This is a genomic window from Streptomyces sp. NPDC088730, assembly GCF_044751215.1.
GTDB lineage: Bacteria > Actinomycetota > Actinomycetes > Streptomycetales > Streptomycetaceae > Streptomyces.
On sequence record NZ_JBIVLK010000003.1, the window covers coordinates 458,792 to 478,395 of the forward strand.

Here is a 19,604-nt window from a genome sequence, read left to right on the forward strand (position 1 = left end):
TGGCCGGGCTCGCATGCCCGGCAGCGGGCCACCCGCTTGGACCGGCGCCCCGTGCACCCTCCCCGTCCCCGCCGCACGATGGAGCGATGAGGACCTCCCCTGCCCTGCGCGCCGCGGCCCTCGCCGCCACCGTTACCGTGCTGCTTCCGCTCACCGGCTGCTCGGACGGCGGTGACAACGACGCACCGGACCGCTCGCAGGGTTCGCCGCACCCGGCGAACGCCGCCGCGAGCCCCGGTCCGTCCGCTCTCGCCGCCCAGCAGCTGACGTGGAAGCGCTGCCCCGCGCCGTCCCAGGCGGAGGGCGGCGGCGCCGCACCCTCGCCGCTGCCCGGCGGAGCCGTCTGGGAGTGCTCCGTCATGAAGGTCCCGCTCGACCACGCCAAACCCTCGGGCGACACCATCGGACTGGCGCTCGTCCGCGCGAAGGCCATGGACCAGAAGAAGCGCATCGGCTCCCTCATCTTCAACTTCGGCGGCCCCGGCGCCTCCGGCGTCGCCACCCTGCCCGCCTTCGGCACCGAGTACGACAAGCTGCGCACCCGCTACGACCTGGTGAGCTTCGACCCGCGCGGGGTCGGCCGCAGCGACGGCGTGCGGTGCGAGACCGACAAGCAGCTGGACGCCCGCTACCAGGCCGACGGGACGCCGGACGACGCCGCGGAGGAGAAGGCGTTCACCGAGGACACCAAGGCGTACGCGGCCGCCTGCGAGAAGAACTCCGGCCGGGAGCTCCCCTTCGTCGGGACGACGAACGCCGCCCGCGACATGGATCTGATGCGCCAGGTGCTGGGCGACCACCAGCTGCACTACTTCGGCATCTCGTACGGCACCGAACTGGGCGGCGTCTACGCGCACTTGTTCCCCAGGAACGTGGGCAGGTCGGTGCTGGACGCGGTGGTGGACCCGACCGAGGACGCCGAGCAGTCCTCGCTGGGCCAGGCCAAGGGGTTCCAGCTCGCGCTGGACAACTTCGCCGAGGACTGCGCGAAGCGGGGCGACGCCTGCAAGCTGCCGGGCTCCGACGCCGACGGGGTCGAGCAGGGGATCTCCGGCCTCCTGGACCGGCTGGAGAAGCGGCCCGTGTCCGGGCTCGGTGCCCGCAAGCTGACCCAGACCCAGGCCACCACCGGCATCGCGGCGGCCCTGTACTCCAAGGAGACCTGGCCGCTGCTGGAGCAGGGCATCGACGAGGCCGACGGCGGCAGCGGCGGACTGCTGCTGGCGCTGGCCGACTCCCTCAACGGCCGCTCCGACAAGGGCCACTACGACAACTCCGCCGCGGCCAACACCGCCATCAGCTGCGCCGACTCCAAGGAGCGGTTCACGCTGGAGGAGACCAAGGCGAAGCTCCCCCGGTTCCGTGAGGCCTCACCGGTCTTCGGTGACTACCTGGGCTGGGGACTGATGGCGTGCACCGAATGGCCGGTGGCCGGCGTCTGGGAGCACCCCGATGTCAGCGCCCCCGGTTCGGCCCCCCAGCTGGTCATCGGCAACACCGGCGACCCGGCGACCCCCTACAAGGGCGCCAGGGCGATGGCCGAGGAGCTCGGCAAGGGCGTCGGCGTGGAGATGACGTACAAGGGCGAGGGGCACGGCGCGTACAACAGCGGCAACGCCTGCGTGCAGAAGGCGGTGGGCGGCTATCTGCTGGACGGCAAGGTCCCGGCGGCCGGAACGGTCTGCGGCTGAGGCGGTCCCGGCACCGTCCTGCGCCGTCCCGGCACCGTCCTACGATGGGCGAACTGCCGACCGGGCAGGGCGAGAACCGGGGGACACAGGGGAGGGACACACGTGGTCTCATACGCACGGGCCGGGGCGCTGGCCGCCGCCGCGCTGCTGCTGACCGGGGCGCTCGCGGGGTGCGACGACGCTACGGACGACAAGCCCGGCAAGGCGGCGGACGGCGGTACGGCCGGCTCACCGCCCGCCGCGGCTGCGCCCACCGCGGACGGGAAGCCCACGCGGCTCCCGGCACTGCCCGGCACGCTCACCTCGCAGCACCCGGACTGGAAACGCTGCGGGGCCCCCGAGGGCGGGACCGCTCCCGGTCCGGACTGGCGCTGCGCGACGGTCCGCGTCCCGCTGGACTACGCGGAGCCGGCGGGCGACACGATCGGGATCGCGCTGATCCGCAAGGAGGCCCGCGAGAAGGGCCGGCGCCTCGGCTCGATGCTGTTCAACTTCGGCGGCCCCGGCGGTTCCGGCGTCTCCATCCTGCCGCGCGCCGCCGGTTCGTACCAGAAGCTCAACACCCGTTACGACCTGGTGGGCTTCGATCCGCGCGGGGTGGCCGGGAGCGCCGGGGTGCGGTGCCGCTCCGACCAGGAGCAGGAGGACGCCGCCCGGAAGGTGGACATGACTCCGGACACGGCGGCGGAGGAGGCGGCGTTCATGAAGGACGGCGCGGACTTCGGCGCCGGCTGCGAGCGCCGCTCCGGCAAGGTCCTGCCGTTCGTCGGCACGACGAACGCCGCCCGGGACATGGACCTGATCCGCGAGGTGCTCGGCGACCGGAAGCTGACCTACTTCGGCATGTCGTACGGGACCGAGCTGGGCGGCACGTACGCGCACCTCTTCCCCGCGAACGTGGGGCGCGCCGTCCTGGACGCCGTCGTCGACCCCACGGCGGACGCCGTCGGCCACGCCCGCAACCAGGCGACCGGCTTCCAGCGGGCACTGGAGAACTACCTCAGGGACCGCGGCCAGGACCCGGGGACGGGCACCCGGCGCATCGCCCGGCTGCTGGCGGAGATCGACAGGAAGCCGCTGCCGACCGGCACGTCCCGCGAGCTCAACGAGTCGCTGGCCCTCACGGGCATCGTGATGCCGCTCTACTCCAAAGACAGCTGGCCGTTCCTGACCCAGGCGCTGGACGAGGCGGAGGGCGGCCGGGGCAGCAAGCTGCTCCAGCTGGCCGACTCGTACAACAGCCGGGACGAGAAGGGCCATTACGGCACCGAGAGCCACTCGCAGCGGGCCATCTCCTGCGCGGACAGCAACGCGCGGCCGACGGCGGCCGAGGCGAAGGCGCTGCTGCCCGGGTTCGAGAAGCTGTCGCCGGTCTTCGGCGCCTTCCTGGCCTGGGACACGGCGGGCTGGTGCGCTGACTGGCCGGTGAAGGGTGAGCGCGACAACCCGGAGGCGAGCGCTCCCGGAGCCGGTCCGATCCTGGTCGTGGGGACGACCGGCGACCCGGCGACCCCGTACGAGGGCGCCCGGAAGATGGCGGACGAGCTGGGCAAGGGCGTCGGCGTGCTGCTCACCAACAAGGGCGAGGGGCACGTCGCCTACGGCCGGAACACCTGCGTGACGTCGACGGTGGACAGGTACTTCCTGGACGGGAAGGTCCCGGCCGACGGCAGGACCTGCTCGTAGCGGAGCGCGGTGGTTACGCCGAAGGGGCCGGCCCGCACGATGCGGACCGGCCCCTTCGCAGCGTTCTAGTACACCGGCTTCTCGGGCTCGATCTGGTTGACCCAGCCGATCACGCCGCCGCCGACGTGCACCGCGTCCGCGAAGCCCGCCGACTTGAGGACCGCGAGGACCTCGGCGCTGCGGACACCGGTCTTGCAGTGCAGCACGATGCGCTTGTCCTGCGGGAGGTCCTGGAGGGCGTTGCCCATCAGGAACTCGTTCTTCGGGATCAGCTTCGCGCCGGGGATCGAGACGATCTCGTACTCGTTCGGCTCGCGGACGTCGATGATCTCGATCTTCTCGTCACCGTCGATCCACTCCTTGAGCTGCTTGGGAGTGATCGTGGAGCCGAGCGCCGCCTCCTGGGCCTCCTCGGACACGACGCCGCAGAAGGCCTCGTAGTCGATGAGCTCGGTGACGGTCGGGTTCTCGCCGCAGACCGCGCAGTCGGGGTCCTTGCGGACCTTGACCTGGCGGTACTGCATCTCCAGCGCGTCGTAGATCATCAGCCGGCCGACGAGCGGGTCACCGATTCCGGCGAGCAGCTTGATGGCCTCGTTGACCTGGATGGAGCCGATGGACGCGCAGAGCACGCCCAGCACCCCGCCCTCGGCGCAGGAGGGGACCATGCCGGGGGGCGGCGGCTCCGGGTAGAGGCAGCGGTAGCAGGGGCCGTGCTCGGACCAGAAGACGGACGCCTGGCCGTCGAACCGGTAGATGGAACCCCAGACGTACGGCTTGTTCAGCAGTACGGCCGCGTCGTTGACGAGATAGCGGGTGGCGAAGTTGTCCGTGCCGTCCACGATCAGGTCGTACTGGGCGAAGATGTCCATCACGTTCTCGGCTTCGAGCCGTTCCTCGTGAAGGATCACGTTCACCAGGGGGTTGATCCCCTGCACGGTCTCCTTGGCCGACAAGGCCTTGGACTTGCCGATGTCGGCCTGGCTGTGGATGATCTGCCGCTGCAGGTTCGACTCGTCGACCTCGTCGAACTCCACGATGCCGAGCGTTCCGACACCGGCGGCGGCCAGGTACATCAGGGCCGGCGAGCCGAGACCGCCGGCGCCCACACAGAGCACCTTCGCGTTCTTCAGCCGCTTCTGCCCGTCCATCCCGACATCCGGGATGATCAGGTGGCGGGAGTACCTGCGGACCTCGTCGACGGTGAGCTCAGCAGCTGGCTCGACCAGGGGTGGCAGCGACACAGGAACCTCAACAATGCAGGTGGTCGGTTTCTACGTACTTCGACTACGTACGGTTGTTCTTGCCGTAACACTGCCACGCCCCCTCTCATTCCGAGATACCAGGTCCGATCCGCGAGACGATTTCGTCCCAGTAGCTGGGCAGCGTCCCGAATGGATCGGTTTGTCCACGCCCGTGCGCCGGATCCGCCGCCCCGGTGCGGTCGGTGAAGAAGATCGTCCCGGCGCCCTGCCAGCGGGCGATCCGCATCGCCTCCTCCAGATGGCTGCGCGGGACGCCGTGGACGAAGTGCGCGAACCGGCCGGGCGGGTAGGCGGCGGTCCACTCCGCCACCTGCGACCAGCGGTAGTCGGTCCACGGACCGCGGAAGGTGACGAGCTGGTCGGCGGCTTCCGCGTAGCCGGGATACGGATGGGTGTCGTGACCGAGCACCAGGTGCCCGCCGTCCCGCGTGCTGTCGCTGTCCGCCAGGAGCGCGGCGAGCGTGCTGGTGAGCCGGCGCACCGCCGGGAGGCCGGGGCGGTCGGCCGGGCACCGGTCGAGGTAGAAGCCGTCGACGCGGTACCAGTCCAGGAAGGACCGGGCGTCGCTGAGCAGCTTGTCGAACGGCCGGTTGCCGAAGGCCAGATCGAGCCGGCCGAGCAGTCGGCCGGCCGAGGCCCGCACGGCGTCCAGCGCCTCGTCCCCGTGCACGGCCCGTTCGCGGGCGTTGCGGAGCCGGCCCGCGGCCGCCAGGCAGTGCGGGTCGGGGCGGGTGCCGGGGCCGTTGTCGATGTCGAGGACGGCCCAGTGCAGCGGGGTGCCGGGGCGGGCCAGCTCGGCCCATTCGACGGGCGCCAGCAGCGGGTGGGCGTAGCCGGGGACGCCGAAGCCGAGCCGCTCCGCGCCGCTGGTGCGGCGGGCTGTGCCGCTGCTGGTCAGATACGGCACGCCGCCTCCATCCAGATGTCCGCGAGGGACTCCTCCAGGTTGATCCGGGGGCGCCAGCCGAGCCGGTCCCTGGCCGTGCGGACGTCGGCCTGCTGCCAGGCGCCGCAGCCGTCCGGGTAGGGCGACGGGGTGGCCGAGAGGTGCTCCATGACCGATTCGGCGGAGGTGCGGGGGGCGCCGATGGGCAGCCGGGCGGGGGGCGTGTCCAGCTCGTGGAGCGCGCCGGCGTACCCGGCGACCTTGGCGAGTACGGCGGCGGTGTCACGCAGGCGCACGGCCCGGCCGGTACCGATGTTGACGACGCCCTGGGCGGCGGAGAGCGAGGCGGCGTGCACGGCGCGTGCGACGTCGCGCACATCGACGAAGTCGCGCTGCACGCCGAGGCCGCTGAGCTTCAGCTCGCCGTCACCGGACTGCATGGCGCGGCGCATCGCCTCCGCGAGCCGGCCGAGCGGTGAACCGGCCGGGGTGCCGGGGCCGACCGGCGAGAAGACCCGCAGCACGACCGCGTCGAGGCCGGAGCCGAGGACGAGTTCGGTGGCGGCGAGCTTGCTGACGCCGTACGGGCCGCCGGGGCGCGGGATGGCGTCCTCCGCGGTGGACGAGCCGGGCTGCGAGGGGCCGTACTCCGAGGAGCAGCCGACCTGGACCAGCCGGGCGGTGCAGCCGCTGCGCCGCATCGCCTCGCAGACGGTGGCGACGGCGACGGTGTTGTGACGGGTCAGGTCGCGCGCCCCGCCCCGGGTGGCCCCCGCGCAGTTGACGACGACTCCGGGGTGGACGGCGTCCAGGAACCGGGTGAGCGCTCCCGGGCTGCCGCTGGCGAGGTCGAACCGTACGTCGGCGTCGTCACCGCGGCCGAGCGCCGTGAGGTGGACGGCCGGGTCGGCGAGCAGCCGGTCGGCGACGAACCGGCCGAGGAATCCGTTGGCTCCGAGCAGCAGCACCCTCATCGTGCGCCCCCTGGGTGCCGACGGCGGGCTGCCGGTGCGAGGTATTGGGGGGTCATGTCCGTGTCTCCTTGAGGCAGTTGCGTGCGGTGCGGGAAGGGACCCGCGGCGTCGGCTCCGCGGGGTGTCTGTGGTGCGTCGTGGTGTGCGTCAGGCGGCGGTGTGGGCGGAGGCTCGGGAGAGCGCGACGGTGGCGGTGGTCAGCAGGCCGAGCGCGGCCGCGCCGCAGGCCACGGCGGGTACGGCTCCGGCGCCCGCCGCCGCGACGAGCACGTCGACGGGCCGGGCGAGGGGGTGGAGACCGGGCAGCCGCCCGGCCAGGACCAGGGCGGGGGCGGCGGCCTCGACGGCGCAGGCGGCGGCGAGTCCGGTGGTCGCCGGTTCGGGGTAGCCGTGGACGGTGAGGAGCCGGGCCAGCAGGAGCAGCACCCCGAGCCCGGCGGCCCCGACGGGGGCGCCGCCCCCGGTCCCGAGCCCGGCCAGGTACAGCAGCCCGGTGACGGCACAGAGGAAGAACGCGACGGCGCCGAACAGCAGGGGGCGCACGCCTGCCGCGAACTCCTCAAGTGCGCGGCTGCCGTTGAGTTTGCGGTGGGCGTGCACGGAGAAGAGGTGCGCGGACCAGGCCGCCGGGGCGACCGCGACGGCGAGCCCGAGCAGCGGCGCCGGGGTGACGTCCCAGGGGCCTTCGGGTCCGCCGCTGAGCACCTGGTGGAGCAGGGCCTGGCCGTACAGGGCGTAGCCGAGCAGCCAGCAGCCGTACAGGTTGGCGGCTCCCGTGGGGCGGCCGCCGGTGGAGAGCGGCCCGGTGCGCAGGGCGACGGCGAGCCCGGCGAACGCGAGGAGGGCGCCGCCACCGCCGATGGCGAGCCGCGCCCCGCCGCCGAGCACCCCTTCGGTGAGCCGCAGCGTGAGCAGGGTCGCCAGGCAGGCGGCGCCCGGGAGCAGCGCCCGGAGCGACCACGCGGCGCGCGTCTGGATGTCGCGCGCCGGAGCGGAGAGCACCGCGACGGGCTCCCGTGCGGTACCCGGCACCCGTGCGAACAGTTCCTCCGCGAGCGAGAAGACGTCACGGTGCCGGTAGCGGGCGGCGGTGCGGTCGGTGACGCCGTGGGCTTCGAGACCGGCGGCGATCTCCAGCGGATCGACGGCCCGCTCGCAGAGTTCGCGGTGCCGGTGCATGAGGGACTTCACCGGGTCGGCGGGACCGTACCGCCCGGTGGTGAGCTTGCGCGCCGGGGTGGCGTGCGCGATCTCGGGGGCGCGGGTGGGGAGCGCGGAGAAGGTGGAGGGTGCGGAGGCGGGGGAGGGGGCGGAGGAGGTGGAGGGTGCGGCGGAGGTGGAGTGCCCGACGGGTGGGGCGGGCTCGGAGTGCGCGGCGGACTTGGCGAGCCCGCAGCGCTCGGCGGGATCGGCGGGCGCGGCGGGCCCGGAGTGCGCGGCAGGCTTAGCGGGATCGGCGGGATCGGCGGGATCGGCGGGATCGGCAGGCTCGGCGGGCGCGGCAGGCTCGGTGGTCCCGGCGTGCGCGGCGAGAACGGCGGGCGCTCCGGGATCGGCGGACCCGGCAGGCGCGGCGGACCCGGCGCACACGGCCGGCGTGGCGGACCCGGCAGGTGGGCCGGGGACGAGCGCCCGTGAGCGGGGGTCCCAGCCGCTTCCGGTCGCCGGTGTGCCGGGCGCCTCGGTCGGGCGGCCCGTCGTCGTTCCTCCGTGCTCCCCGGCGGGGGCGCTGGGCGGCCCGGTCCGGTCGTCGGTACGGCGGCCCGCTCCGGCCGCTTCCTGCTCACGCATCGCTGTCCCCCGCTCCACGCGCCCCCGCGCCGACTCCGCTCCCGGCCCAGCTGGGTGTGCGTTCGGCCGGTTCCGGGGCGAGGCCTTCGTCCAGCTCCGGCCACAGGCCGAGGACATGGGCCTCCGGCGGCATGGCGAAGGGGCGCGGTCCGCCGGTCCCGTTCGCCGTCGTCGCGTCCCCGCGCACCGGCGCCCGAGCGATCAGCTCCAGGTAGATGGAGCGAAATGCCGCGAGGTTCTGTTCGACCGTGAAGAGTTCGAGCGCGCGGGCGCGGGCGGCCGCGCCCAGGCGCGCACGGCGCTCGGGGTCGCGCAGCAGTGCCAGGCAGGCGTCCGCGAGCGCCCGGGGATTGCGCGGCGGCACCACGAGCCCCGTTCCGCCGATGACCTCGACGACCGCGCCGACGTCCGTGGAGACCGTGGCCCGGCCGCAGAACATCGCCTCGACCAGGCTGATCGGGAAGCCCTCGACCACGCTGGAGAGCACCACGACCCCGCCGGCCCCGTACGCCTGGGCGAGGCCGGGCACCTCGGCCCCGCCGATCTCCTCGAAGGAGACCGGGTTGTCGCCCACCGCGTGCGCGTCGGCGGCCTCGTCCGGGAAGAGCTGGGCGGCGAGCGCCCGGCACTGTGCGAGGTAGCGCGCGCCCTCCGGCCCCTGGGCCGCCGCGCCGATGATCCGCAGCCGGGCGCCGGGTTCTGCCCGGCGCACCTCCGCGAAGGCGTGCAGCAGGGCGACCAGGTCCTTGGCGGGCTCGATCCGGCCGACCCACACCAGGGTGTCCGGGCCGCCGTCGCCCTCGGTCTCGCCCAGCGCCGCGAACCGGCCGGACTCCATGCCGGGGTAGACCGTGCGCACCTTGGCGGGGTCCGCGCCGCAGCGCTCCTGCCAGCGGCGGGCGTGGGTGTTGCCCGGGGTGATCAGCGCGGCCTGGCGGTACACCTCGGCGGCGAACCGGCCGTGGAAGTTCGCGAGGAGCGCGCGCACCGGCGCACTGAGCGGGGTGCCCGCCGCCGCGAGGTAGTGCGACCGCAGGCGCACGGAGTGCTCCGTGACCAGCAGCGGCACGCCGAAGAAGCGTTTGGCCAGCAGTCCGGGCAGGGCGGCGGCGCCTCCGGAGGCGGCGTGGCAGAGGTCCACGGCGCCGAGGCCCTCCTCGTCGTACCAGTCGAGGGAGAGCGGGCGGAGCACCCGGTCGAGCTCCGCGGCGAAGGCGAGGAGGTCGGGGACGGTGGCGGCCTGGACGGTGCGGCCGGTGCCGGGCGCGCGGCAGGCCGCCTCCAGGATCCGTACCGCGGTCTCGGAGCGGAGCGCCGCGGGAAGTCCGCCGTGTTCGCAGGCCAGTTCGGCCAGACCGTAGAGGCCGTCCGCGAACCGCGCGTCCTCGGGGGAACGCGCGTCGCCAGGCCGCCCGGCATCGGCCGGCCGCGCGTCCCGTCCGCACCGGGCGTCCTCGGCGGGCAGCCCGCCCTCGGGGCCGTCGCCCCGCTCGGCCAGTGACGCGCCCGCGGCGCAGACCGAAGTCGCGAGCGCCGTGAAGTGGGTGGTGAAGCGCCGTCGTTCACGCCGTCCGTAGGAGTGCGCGCCCCCGCCGGTCAGCAGTCGGGCGAGCAGCCCTCTGGGGGCGTGCAGACCCAGGGCGCCCCCGTCCGCGGTCCACAGCGGCGCCGTCCGCACCCGGCTCACCTGGAGGGGGAGCTGGACCCAGCCGCGCGCCTCCTGTTCGGCGTCCCGGCTCAGCGCGAAGAGATCGAACTCGTGTGGCGAAAGTCCCCGCACCAGACGGTCGCACCAGAGTCTGGACTCACCGGTCGCATACGGATAACCACCGTCGGTGAGGAGTCCGATCCGCACGAGCACACCCCCGATCTCCCTTGTGGGCGGCCACCGTTGGATCGGCGACTCGCAGCGGGACGACCGTAAGCGGATACGCCGGTGGTGCGACGGACGGTTGTCCGTCGCACCACCGAAAGGGGTGAACCGGCGTAACTTTCCCACCCCTGTGGCGTTCCGTCGCGCTATAGAGGCGGTCGACTACGTACGGTCAGGCGGCGGCGACCTCCGCCCGCGCCGCGCGGCGGACCGCCGCGAGGGCCGGATCGAGCGCCGGAACGGCCGCCAGGAGCTGCCTGGTGTACGGGTCCCGGGGCGATCCGTAGACCTGTTCCACCGGCCCCTCCTCGACGACCCGGCCGAGGCGCATGACGGCCACCCGGTCGCTGACCTGCCGGACGACCGCGAGATCGTGCGCGATGAAGACCAGCGCGAGTCCCAATTCCCGCTGGAGCTCGGCCAGCAGCGCGGTCACCTGGGCCTGGGTCGTCACGTCGAGGGCGGAGACCGCTTCGTCGCAGACGATCAGCCTCGGCTCCGCGGCCAGCGCCCGCGCGATGCCGACGCGTTGGCGCTGCCCGCCGCTGAACTCGTGCGGATAGCGGTCGTACTGCTCCGGATCGAGTCCGACGCGCTCCAGCAAATCCCGTACCCGCGCCCTGACCGCGCTCTCGTCGCGCTGACCGCGCGCCCGCAGCGGGTCCGCGACGGACTCGCCCACGGAGCGGCGCGGGTTGAGCGAGGAGACCGGGTCCTGGAAGACCATCTGCACCCGGTCCACCCGGCTGAGCCGGCCGGAGGTGGGCTCCAGGAGCCCGACGAGCATCCGCCCGAGGGTGGTCTTGCCGCTGCCGCTCTCCCCGACGATGCCGAGCGTCTCGCCGTGGCGCACGGTGAGGGAGACCCCGTCGACGGCGGCCAGGGCGGACTTCCCCCGCCCGAACACCTGCCGCAGGCCGTCGGCCTCGACGAGCACCTCGGCCGTGTCGGGAACAGTGCGCCCGGCCGCGCCGCCCGGCTCCGGAGCGATGCGCGGAACCGCGGAGAGCAGCGCCTTGGTGTAGGGCTCGCGCGGTGCGCGCAGGACCTCGGCCACCGGCCCCCGTTCCACCGCGAGGCCGGACCGCATGACCAGCACCTCGTCCACCGACTCGGCCGCCACCCCCACGTCATGGGTCACCAGCAGCAGCCCCATGCCCGTCTCGCGGCGCAGGTCGTGCAGCAGGTCGAGGATCTGGGCCTGGACGGTGACGTCCAGCGCGGTCGTCGGCTCGTCCGCGATCAGCAGCTCCGGCTCGCAGGCCAGCGCCATCGCGATCAGCGCGCGCTGCCGCATCCCGCCGGAGAACTCGTGCGGCCGGGAGCGGGAGCGGCGTACCGCGTCGGGAATGCCGACCCGGTCCAGCACCTCGACGGCCCTGCTCCGGGCCGCCCGCCGGGAGACCCGGTTGTGGACCCGGTACACCTGGGCGATCTGGTCGCCCACCGCGTAGTACGGGTCCAGCGAGGAGAGCGGGTCCTGGAAGACCATCGCCGCCTTCGCCCCGCGCAGCCCGCGCAGTTCCGCGTCTCCGGCGGCCTGGACGTCCACGCCCGCGACCCGGACCGAGCCGCCGACCTTCGCGCCGGTCCCCCGGTGCAGTCCGAGCAGGGCGTACGCGGAGGCGCTCTTGCCGGAGCCGGACTCACCGACGACGCCGAGCGCGCCGCCCGCCTCCAGCGAGAACGACACTCCGCGCACCGCCCGCACATCGCCGAAGGAGATCGAGAGATCGGTGACCTCGACGAGACTCATGACAGCACCACCCGTCGGTCGGCCATCGCCTGCAGAATGTCGGCGACGGCATTGGCGAGGACGACGAAGAACCCGGTGACCAGCACCAGGCCGACGACGACCGGGAGGTCCACGTTCCGCACGGCCGCGACGAGTTCGCGGCCGACGCCCGGAATCCCGAAGAGGGACTCGGTGAGCACGGCGCCGCCGAACATCGCGCCGATGTCCACCGCGCCGAGCGCGATGACCGGGGCGAGCGCACCGCGCAGGGCGTGCCGTCCGACGATCACGCGCTCGCTGACCCCGTACGCCCTGAAGGTGCGTACATGGTCCTCCGCGAGCGTCTCCAGCATCGAGGCGCGGGTCATCCGCGCGTACGGGGCGGCGGAGACGAGTGCCAGGGAGATCCAGGGCAGCAGCAGGTTCCAGGCCCACTGCTCCGGGTCGTCCGTGAACGGCACGTAGTCCGGGAACGGCAGGATCTGGAGCGCCGTGACGCAGATGATGATCAGCAGCAGGCCGATCACGAAGACCGGTGTGGCCATGCCGGCCAGGGTGATCCCGGTGAGGACGCGCTCGGTGGCACGGCCGCGCCGCCACACCGAGAGCACTCCGGTGCCGACCCCGAGCACCATCCACAGCACGAAGGCGCCGACGGCGAGCGAAGCGGTGGCCGGCAGCTTGGCGACGATCAGCTGGGTGACCTGCTGGCCGCTCTGGTACGAGAGGCCGAGGCAGGGGGCCTGGCAGTGCACCACACCGGTTCCGGTGGAGTAGTCGCGGCCGGTGAGCAGTGCCTGGAGGAAGTGCGCGTACTGCACGTACACCGGGTCGTCGAGCCGTAGCTGCTCGCTGACCTGGGCGACCTGGGCGGGCGAGCAGCGCGGGCCGCAGGCGATCTGCGCGACGTTGCCGGGTGCCACGTAGAACGCGGCGTAGACGACGACGCTCAGGGCGAGCAGCACGAAGAGTGCTCCGCCCAGGCGCCGCAGCAGGAAGGACGTCATGCCCCGGCCTCCTTCTTCGCGCCGGTGCCGATCCGCAGCCGGGAGGCGGCGCGCGGGTCGAGCGCGGTGCGCACGCCCTCGCCGAGGACGGTCAGCGCCAGCACCGTGACGAAGAGCAGTCCGGCCGGGATCAGCAGATAGGTGGGCGCGGCCTGGTACCAGGTGTCGGCGTCGCTGAGCATCTGTCCCCAGGACGGCGTGGGCGGCTTGATGCCGACGCCGAGGAAGGACAGCGCGGCCTCGACGACGATGTTGGACGGGAAGAGCAGTACGGCGTACGTGATGACGGGCGCGGCCAGCGCGGGCAGCAGTTCGCGCCGGGCGATCTGCCAGGGCCCCCAGCCGCTGAGCCGGGCGGCGGCGACATGGTCGAGCGATTTCAGGGCGAGGGTCTTCGCGCGCACGATCTTGGAGATGTGGGTCCAGCCGACCAGTCCGACGAGCAGTGCGATCAGTACCGGGCGCGGGAATCCGGCCGGGACGACGGCGAGCGCGCCGAGTGCGGCCACCATGACCGGCAGGGCGACCATGACGTCGGTGATCCGGCTGAACACCTGGTCGACGAAGCGGTTGCCGAGTCCGGCCGCGAGGCCGACGGCGACACCGATGGCGACCTGGAGCAGTGTCGCGCCGAGCGCCACGCCGAGCGAGACCCGGGCGCCGTACACGATGCGGGCGAAGAGGTCGCGTCCGGTGAGCGGTTCGACGCCGAGCCAGTGCTCGGCGCTGATCCCGCCGAAGGAGCCGAGCGGCACCCCGCCGGTGGCGGAGTCGACGAGATCCGGGTGGTACGTGGTGGGGTTCTGGCCCTCGATGCCCGCGAGCAGCGGTGCGGCGAGCGCGGTCAGGACCAGCAGGGCGACGAGGACGGCGGCGACCAGGGCCGAGCGCCGGGTGCGCAGCCGCCGCCAGAACGGATGGGCCCCGGAGGCGGGTGCCTCGACGGCCCCCGCCTCCTTGACCAGCAGTGCTTCGGTCATGGCTACTTGACCGCGACCTGCGAGATGTCGAGCACGCCGGTCCAGTCGCTGATCACGATGTTCTTGACGGACTCGCCGTACAGGCGCTTGTAGACCGGGTGGAAGAGCGGCACGGTCAGCGCCCGCTCACCGACCTTCTTGTCGAGCGCGCCCCAGCGCTTGGCGGCGGCGCCCAGGTCGGTCAGCTTGTTGATCTCGTCGATCTCCTTGTTGACCGCGGGGTCGTTCAGCTGGGAGGAGTTGAAGTTGTACCCGGCCTTGACGATCTGGCGTCCGTCGAAGACCGGGGCGAAGAACGGGCCGCCCGAGGGCCAGTCGGCGCCCCAGCCGCCGAGGAAGAAGCCGGGCTCGGTCTTCACGTTGTAGACGGTGTCCGAGTAGGCGTTGTCCTCCAGGCCCCGGAGCTTGACGGTGATGCCGGCCTTCTTCAGCGCCTCCTGGAGCGCGGTGGCGATCTCAGGGCTGGTGGCGAAGTTCTTCTCGTTGTCGTGCGTGAGGGTGACGGTCAGCCCCTTGGGGTATCCGGCCTCCTTCAGCAGCTCCTTCGCCTTGGCCGCGTTGCCGTTCTTTCCGGCCGGGAAGGCGTCGTACGGCGTGTAGCCGAAGGAGGCCTGGTCGGGCAGGAAGGTGGTGGCGGGCTCGGCGAGCGAGGAGCCGCCCGCGGCGTTGACGACGGAGGTGCGGTCGACGGCGTACGAGATCGCCTGGCGCACCTTCGGGTTGTCGAACGGCTTCACCTTCGGGTTGAAGGCGATGTAGTTGGTGTAGCCGAAGTGGCCGGTGCCGACCCGGGCGGCGAGCTTCTTGTCGCCGCTGACCTTGGCCAGCTCGGCCGGGCCGAGGTTGGTGTCGGTGGTGACGGCGGCGGCGTCGGCGCCCTGCGAGGCGGACAGCCGCTGGTTGATGACGGCGGAGTCGAGGCCGGAGCGGACGTCGATCCGGTCGGGATAGGCCTTGCGCTCCTTGTCGGTGGCGGCCGACCAGTGCGGGTTGCGCTCCAGGATGAGCCGCTCGCCGTCGCCCTCGTTCTTGACGACCTTGTACGGGCCGGAGGAGAGCGGGTGCTCCTCGTACTTCGTGCCGGTGTCCTTGGCCTGGGGTACGGGAGTGGTCTGCGTCTGGGTGGCCAGGAAGGGGAATTCGCCCTCGGGCTTGTTGAGGTGGAAGACGATCGTCTTCGCGTCGGGCGTCTCGATCGAGTCGAGGCCCTTCTTGTCCTTGTACGGGCCCTGGTAGCCGGCCCCGCCGATCAGCCAGTCGCGCAGGTAGGGCGCGCCGCCGGAGAGTTCGGCGGCGAAGGAGCGCTCGACGCCGTACTTGATGTCGGCGCTCGTGATCGGAGTGCCGTCCTCGTACGTGAGGTCGTCCTTGAGCGTGTACGTCCAGACGGTGGCGTTCTTGCTGGGCCGGCCGAGGTCGGTCGCCAGGTCGGGGACGACCTTCGAGCCGGCCGCGCCGTCCTCCCGGTTGCGGGTGGTGAGGGTGCGGAAGACGAGTGAGGGGACGTTGCCGCCGCCGGAGGTGTAGAGCCGGCCGGGGTCGAAGTCCTCCTGCGGGGCGCTGTTGAGGACGGTCAGCGTGCCGCCCTTCCCGGGCGCGCCCGCCGCGCCGGAGCTCTCGTCGCTCCCCTTGCCGCTGCCCTCCGGCCCACAGGCCGCGGCGGTTGCGGCCACGACGAGTACTGCGGCGGCCGCTGCTGCGCGGCGCGATATGACGGACGGTTGACGCATCGGAAGATGACCTCTCGGAGAACTGCCTGGGTGAGGGATACAGGAGCGGATCCGTGCAGGCGGCGAGAGGGACATGTGCGTACGACCGGTCGGTACCGGGACCGGAACACTGGACAACTGCCGCGCCTGCGGACGGAGTGCGCCCGGTGCGGCAGTCGGGAAGGGGCCGGCCGGCCGGTCAGGGCTCGGACGGCGGGGCCGACGCGCACTCGGGCAGGCGTCAGCAACAGTCGACGTCGGCGACACTGTGCCCGGTCACACCGATGAGCGCCAGCTCGATGGCTGCGCGTCCGGAGGTGTGGGGGCTGTGTGACATGCCGAGAAATATGGGCGACGGCCCACACGATGTCAACGCGATACGAGACGGCCGTCTCATCATTCGGACGGGCAGCGTCGAGAGACCGCCCCCGACGGTCCGGCGGCCGGCCTCCCGGCCACCGGGCCCGCACCCTCTCCCGCGACCGCGGGCCGAGCTCAACCCTTCGGATACACCCAGGCGTTGGGCCGGCACTTGATGTTGTCGATATCGAGCGATTTGGTCTGCTGCTGCATCACCGGAGCGAGGGTGCCCGGCGTGCGGCAGCTCACATGGTTGTGCCCCAGCCGGTGGCCCACCTCGTGGTTGATCAGCATCTGGCGGTAGGGGTAGAGCTTGTCCGGACCGAAGGTGGACGAGCCCTGGGCCCAGCGATAGGCGTTGATCATCACGCGCTCGGTGGCGGCGGAGTCGCAGGAGACGTTGTCCACGGTCGTGTCCAGACCCGACTTCTCGCACCAGACGCCGGTGGTTCCCGGACTGGCCAGCGTGATCACGAAATCCGGATCGCCGGTGGAAATCCGTTCGAAGGTCATCGCGCCGTCGTGCGCCCAACTGCGTTCATCATTGAGGGTTTTCTGGACCGCCTCGGCAAAGAGCGCGGAATCGAGCCCGAGCCCCTTCTCGACATCGATCCGGTAGACGTACCGGTGCCCCTTGCCCGGAGCCTTCGCCGCACCCGGCACCGCCTCGAATTTCCCGGAACCCTTGAGCTTCGGTGCCAGGGGAAAGGGCTTGGCCATTTTCTGCTGGTACGTCAGAGGCTTGACCGCCGCCTTGGGCGCGGGGGTCTTCCTGCCGTCCGAACGGGAGGCCCCGTCGGTGCCCTCCCGGTCGACGCCCGCGGCCTGCGCGGCGCCCGACCGGCCGCCGCCGTCGTGGGCGACCTGGCCCGCCACGATCACCGCCAGCACCGTGGTCACCGCGGCGGCCGCGATGCCGGTGAAGGTGCGGCCCCTGCCGCCTCTGGAGTCCTTGGGCGCGCCGTCCTCGCCGCCGGGCGGCTGCTTGCCCCGCTCACCGGCGGAGCTGTGCGGGTCGGCGGGGGCGTCCTGCTCCAATGCCGGGCCGCGGGACGGCGGGGCGGACTGGGTGGACTGGGCCGGCTGGGCCGGCTGGGCGTCGAACGCCTCGACGAACTCCTTGCGCGGTCCCGGCAGCAGCGGCTTGGCGCCGGTCCCCTGAGCCTCCGGACGCGGGGGCGCCGAAGGCAGGACACCGGTGCGGCCGGGTCCGCCGCGCGGCGGACCCGGCCGCTCGATGGGTCCGGTACCCCAGCCGCCACCGGGTTCACGCTGCTCCGGGTGGCCGCCGCGCACCTGGGGTGCGCCCTGGAACGGGGCGGGGCCGCCGGTGGCCGGTGGCGCCTCGCCCGGCCGCCTGCGCCGGCCGTTGCCGGGTGCCGGCCTGGTCCCCTCGCGCCCGGAGTCCGCTTCCGCCGGGGCGGAAGCGGACTCCGGGGCCTGGGGCCCAGCGCTCTTTCGACTGTGTCGTCCCACTCCCCGGATCAGCTCCCGCCGTCTTCGTCGAGCAGTTCCCGGAACGCCTGGGCGACCGTCTCCGGGTACTCCATCATCGCCACGTGCCCCGCGTCGGGCAGCGTGAGCAGTCGCGAATCGCGGAAGGCCGCGGACGCCCTGCGTGCCATCCGGTACGAGACGAGCCGGTCCCGTCCGCCGTACACGAGCTGGGTCGGTGCGAGCACCCGCTCGGCCTGGCGCCACAGCCCGTGCTGACCGCCCAGCGTGTACGCGTCGACGATGCCACGTGCCGAGCGCGCCATGGCGTCCCAGAAGTACGGCAGTTCCAGCCGTCGTTCCATTTCGGCCACCGCCGCGCGGAAGCCCTCCTCCGAGACGCGTGCCGGATCGCCGTAACAGAGTGCCATGACTCCGCGGGTGCGTTCTTCCGCGGTCCAGTCCCGGGACATCCGGGAGAACAGGGATACGACGCCCGGAACCGCGAGCAGCGCGGTCGGCGCGGCCGACAACTGCACCCGGATCTCGGGGAGCGCGGGCGAGATCAGGGTCAGCGTGCGCACCAGGTCGGGCCGGACCGCGGCGACCCTGGTGGCCACCGCGCCACCGAGGGAGTTGCCGAACAGGTGCACGGGCCCGCGCTCCGCCGCGTCCAGGAAGCGGATCACCGCGCGGGCGTGACCGGTGACCGAGTAGTTGCCGTCGTCCGGGGGCGGGGAGTCCCCGAAGCCCGGCAGGTCCAGCGCCTCACCGTCCACCACGTCCTGGAGCAGCGGCATCAGCGCCGACCAGTTCTGCGAGGAACCGCCGAGGCCGTGGACGTAGAGGGCGGGCGCCAGGCCCGTCCGCTCCGGCGGCCGCGATCGGACGTTCAGCGTGAGTCCGGCCAGCGTGACGGAGCGGAGTCTCTCGCCCTCCGCGACCCTGACGGTGCTCACCGTGGGGGCCGCCGCTGCGGCGGCGGCACGGACTCCCGGCAGCTCGGTCGAAGACATGCGGCAATGTTACGAGACGATCACACCGCGATTGATGTGTTCGCCGTCACACACCGCATAGCGGCATCGGGGCCTTGCTCCTAGGCTCGGAGCAAGGAAGGGAGTCACCATGACGGTCGACCCCAGTGACCCGGAGTCCTTCGAGGACGTCCAGCCCGACGGACCCGGCCAGGAGACACCGGAGGCGGACGCCGCCGAGCAGCAGGCGGATCTGCGGCCCGGGAGCGACGAACCGCTGACGGAACTCGACCGGAACCGTGCGAACGAGGCGGACGCGGCGGAACAGGCCCGCGCCGTCTCGCACGACGAGCACGACGAGGACGATTACCGCTGATACGTCCCGCTTTACGGCAGAGGTCAGCAGGATCTGTGGCTACCGCGGGCGTCCGGTCCGTGAAATTCTGCGTCCGCGCCGCGCATACCCCGGTTACCCGAAAGTACGATGGCGGTATGGCACGGCGAGTACGGAACGGCTGTGTCGGAACACAAATTTGGGAGGCGGCGTGACAGCCATCGAGCAGACCGAGGCGGCGCGCCCGCGGGGCACTCGCCTGCCGCGTCGCGCCCGACGCAATCAGCTCCTGGGCGCCGCCCAGGAGGTCTTCGTCGCGCAGGGCTACCACTCCGCCGCGATGGACGACATCGCGGAGCGGGCCGGGGTCAGCAAGCCGGTGCTCTACCAGCACTTCCCGGGCAAGCTGGAGCTCTACCTGGCCCTGCTGGACCAGCACTGCGAGTCGCTGCTCCAGGCGGTCCGCACGGCGCTCGCCTCGACGACCGACAACAAGCTGCGCGTGGCCGCGACGATGGACGCCTACTTCGCGTACGTCGAGGACGAGGGCGGCGCCTTCCGGCTGGTCTTCGAGTCCGACCTCACCAACGAGCCCGCCGTGCGCGAGCGGGTCGACCGGGTCTCGCTCCAGTGCGCCGAGGCGATCTCCGATGTGATCGCCGGTGACACGGGCCTGTCCAAGGACGAGTCCATGCTGCTCGCGGTCGGGCTGGGCGGGGTGTCCCAGGTGGTCGCTCGCTACTGGCTCTCCAGCCGGTCCGCGATCCCGCGCGACACGGCGGTGCAGCTCCTCACCTCGCTGGCCTGGCGGGGCATCGCGGGCTTCCCGCTGCACGGCATCGATCAGCACTGAGATCAGCACCGGGCGGGGCGGCCGGCGCCCGTGTTCGCTGCGGGCGTTGCCC

The 19,604-nt window shown here is 72.7% G+C and carries 16 protein-coding genes; 4 read left to right on the top strand and 12 right to left on the bottom strand.

The window, feature by feature from the left end:
* The first annotated feature begins 86 nt into the window (after positions 1 to 86).
* Entirely contained in the window at positions 87 to 1,691 is a 1,605-nt protein-coding gene (locus ACIP89_RS13965) for an alpha/beta fold hydrolase (RefSeq protein WP_402115015.1), read from the top strand.
* A gap of 102 nt (positions 1,692 to 1,793) precedes the next feature.
* Positions 1,794 to 3,377 (top strand): alpha/beta hydrolase, encoded by a 1,584-nt coding sequence (locus tag ACIP89_RS13970; protein WP_401927608.1) that lies wholly within the window; start codon positions 1,794 to 1,796, stop codon positions 3,375 to 3,377.
* Between the two features lie 65 nt (positions 3,378 to 3,442).
* Here ACIP89_RS13970 and moeZ read toward each other — a convergent pair whose 3' ends face one another.
* The 12 genes from moeZ to ACIP89_RS14030 all read right to left on the bottom strand — a co-directional run bounded on the left by moeZ (position 3,443) and on the right by ACIP89_RS14030 (position 18,407).
* The gene (gene moeZ, locus ACIP89_RS13975) at positions 3,443 to 4,621 is read right to left on the bottom strand and encodes an adenylyltransferase/sulfurtransferase MoeZ (protein ID WP_311303375.1); all 1,179 of its coding nucleotides are present in this window, start codon (positions 4,619 to 4,621) and stop codon (positions 3,443 to 3,445) included.
* An 85-nt stretch (positions 4,622 to 4,706) separates the two neighbouring features.
* Positions 4,707 to 5,549 carry a phage tail protein gene (locus ACIP89_RS13980; RefSeq protein WP_401920748.1) on the bottom strand — a complete coding sequence of 281 codons (843 nt, stop codon included), beginning with the start codon at positions 5,547 to 5,549 and terminating at the stop codon, positions 4,707 to 4,709.
* A complete protein-coding gene (locus ACIP89_RS13985; protein ID WP_401920750.1) occupies positions 5,537 to 6,502 on the bottom strand; it encodes an NAD-dependent epimerase/dehydratase family protein in 966 nt (321 codons plus the stop codon). Before ACIP89_RS13985 ends, ACIP89_RS13980 begins: the two co-directional genes overlap by 13 nt.
* Positions 6,503 to 6,649: 147 nt before the next feature.
* The gene (locus tag ACIP89_RS13990) at positions 6,650 to 8,293 is read right to left on the bottom strand and encodes a hypothetical protein (RefSeq protein WP_402115017.1); all 1,644 of its coding nucleotides are present in this window, start codon (positions 8,291 to 8,293) and stop codon (positions 6,650 to 6,652) included.
* Positions 8,286 to 10,148: a glycosyltransferase gene (locus ACIP89_RS13995; RefSeq protein ID WP_402115212.1), complete on the bottom strand. Its 1,863-nt coding sequence runs from the start codon at positions 10,146 to 10,148 to the stop codon at positions 8,286 to 8,288. Before ACIP89_RS13995 ends, ACIP89_RS13990 begins: the two co-directional genes overlap by 8 nt.
* Before the next feature lie 190 nt (positions 10,149 to 10,338).
* Entirely contained in the window at positions 10,339 to 11,922 is a 1,584-nt protein-coding gene (locus ACIP89_RS14000; RefSeq protein ID WP_402115018.1) for a dipeptide ABC transporter ATP-binding protein, read from the bottom strand.
* Positions 11,919 to 12,908 carry an ABC transporter permease gene (locus ACIP89_RS14005; RefSeq protein ID WP_401920756.1) on the bottom strand — a complete coding sequence of 330 codons (990 nt, stop codon included), beginning with the start codon at positions 12,906 to 12,908 and terminating at the stop codon, positions 11,919 to 11,921. The genes ACIP89_RS14000 and ACIP89_RS14005 overlap by 4 nt, the downstream gene beginning before the upstream one ends.
* On the bottom strand, positions 12,905 to 13,888 hold the full coding sequence (locus ACIP89_RS14010; RefSeq protein WP_401920757.1) for an ABC transporter permease: 984 nt from the start codon (positions 13,886 to 13,888) through the stop codon (positions 12,905 to 12,907). Before ACIP89_RS14010 ends, ACIP89_RS14005 begins: the two co-directional genes overlap by 4 nt.
* A gap of 2 nt (positions 13,889 to 13,890) precedes the next feature.
* Positions 13,891 to 15,618 carry an ABC transporter substrate-binding protein gene (locus tag ACIP89_RS14015; protein ID WP_402115020.1) on the bottom strand — a complete coding sequence of 576 codons (1,728 nt, stop codon included), beginning with the start codon at positions 15,616 to 15,618 and terminating at the stop codon, positions 13,891 to 13,893.
* Between the two features lie 220 nt (positions 15,619 to 15,838).
* Positions 15,839 to 15,934, bottom strand: a complete 96-nt coding sequence (locus ACIP89_RS14020) for an Ms4533A family Cys-rich leader peptide (RefSeq protein ID WP_401920760.1) — start codon at positions 15,932 to 15,934, stop codon at positions 15,839 to 15,841.
* A 158-nt stretch (positions 15,935 to 16,092) separates the two neighbouring features.
* The gene (locus ACIP89_RS14025; RefSeq protein ID WP_402115022.1) at positions 16,093 to 17,433 is read right to left on the bottom strand and encodes a DUF3152 domain-containing protein; all 1,341 of its coding nucleotides are present in this window, start codon (positions 17,431 to 17,433) and stop codon (positions 16,093 to 16,095) included.
* Positions 17,434 to 17,441: 8 nt separating this feature from the next.
* Positions 17,442 to 18,407 carry an alpha/beta fold hydrolase gene (locus ACIP89_RS14030; RefSeq protein WP_401920764.1) on the bottom strand — a complete coding sequence of 322 codons (966 nt, stop codon included), beginning with the start codon at positions 18,405 to 18,407 and terminating at the stop codon, positions 17,442 to 17,444.
* 109 nt (positions 18,408 to 18,516) lie between these two features.
* Here ACIP89_RS14030 and ACIP89_RS14035 point away from each other — a divergent pair, with 109 nt between their 5' ends.
* Together ACIP89_RS14035 and ACIP89_RS14040 are read left to right on the top strand one after the other, a co-directional pair.
* Complete coding sequence (locus ACIP89_RS14035; RefSeq protein ID WP_401920766.1) at positions 18,517 to 18,741, top strand: hypothetical protein; 225 nt, start codon at positions 18,517 to 18,519, stop codon at positions 18,739 to 18,741.
* 169 nt (positions 18,742 to 18,910) lie between these two features.
* Entirely contained in the window at positions 18,911 to 19,552 is a 642-nt protein-coding gene (locus ACIP89_RS14040; RefSeq protein WP_018105511.1) for a TetR/AcrR family transcriptional regulator, read from the top strand.
* The last annotated feature ends 52 nt before the right edge of the window (positions 19,553 to 19,604 follow it).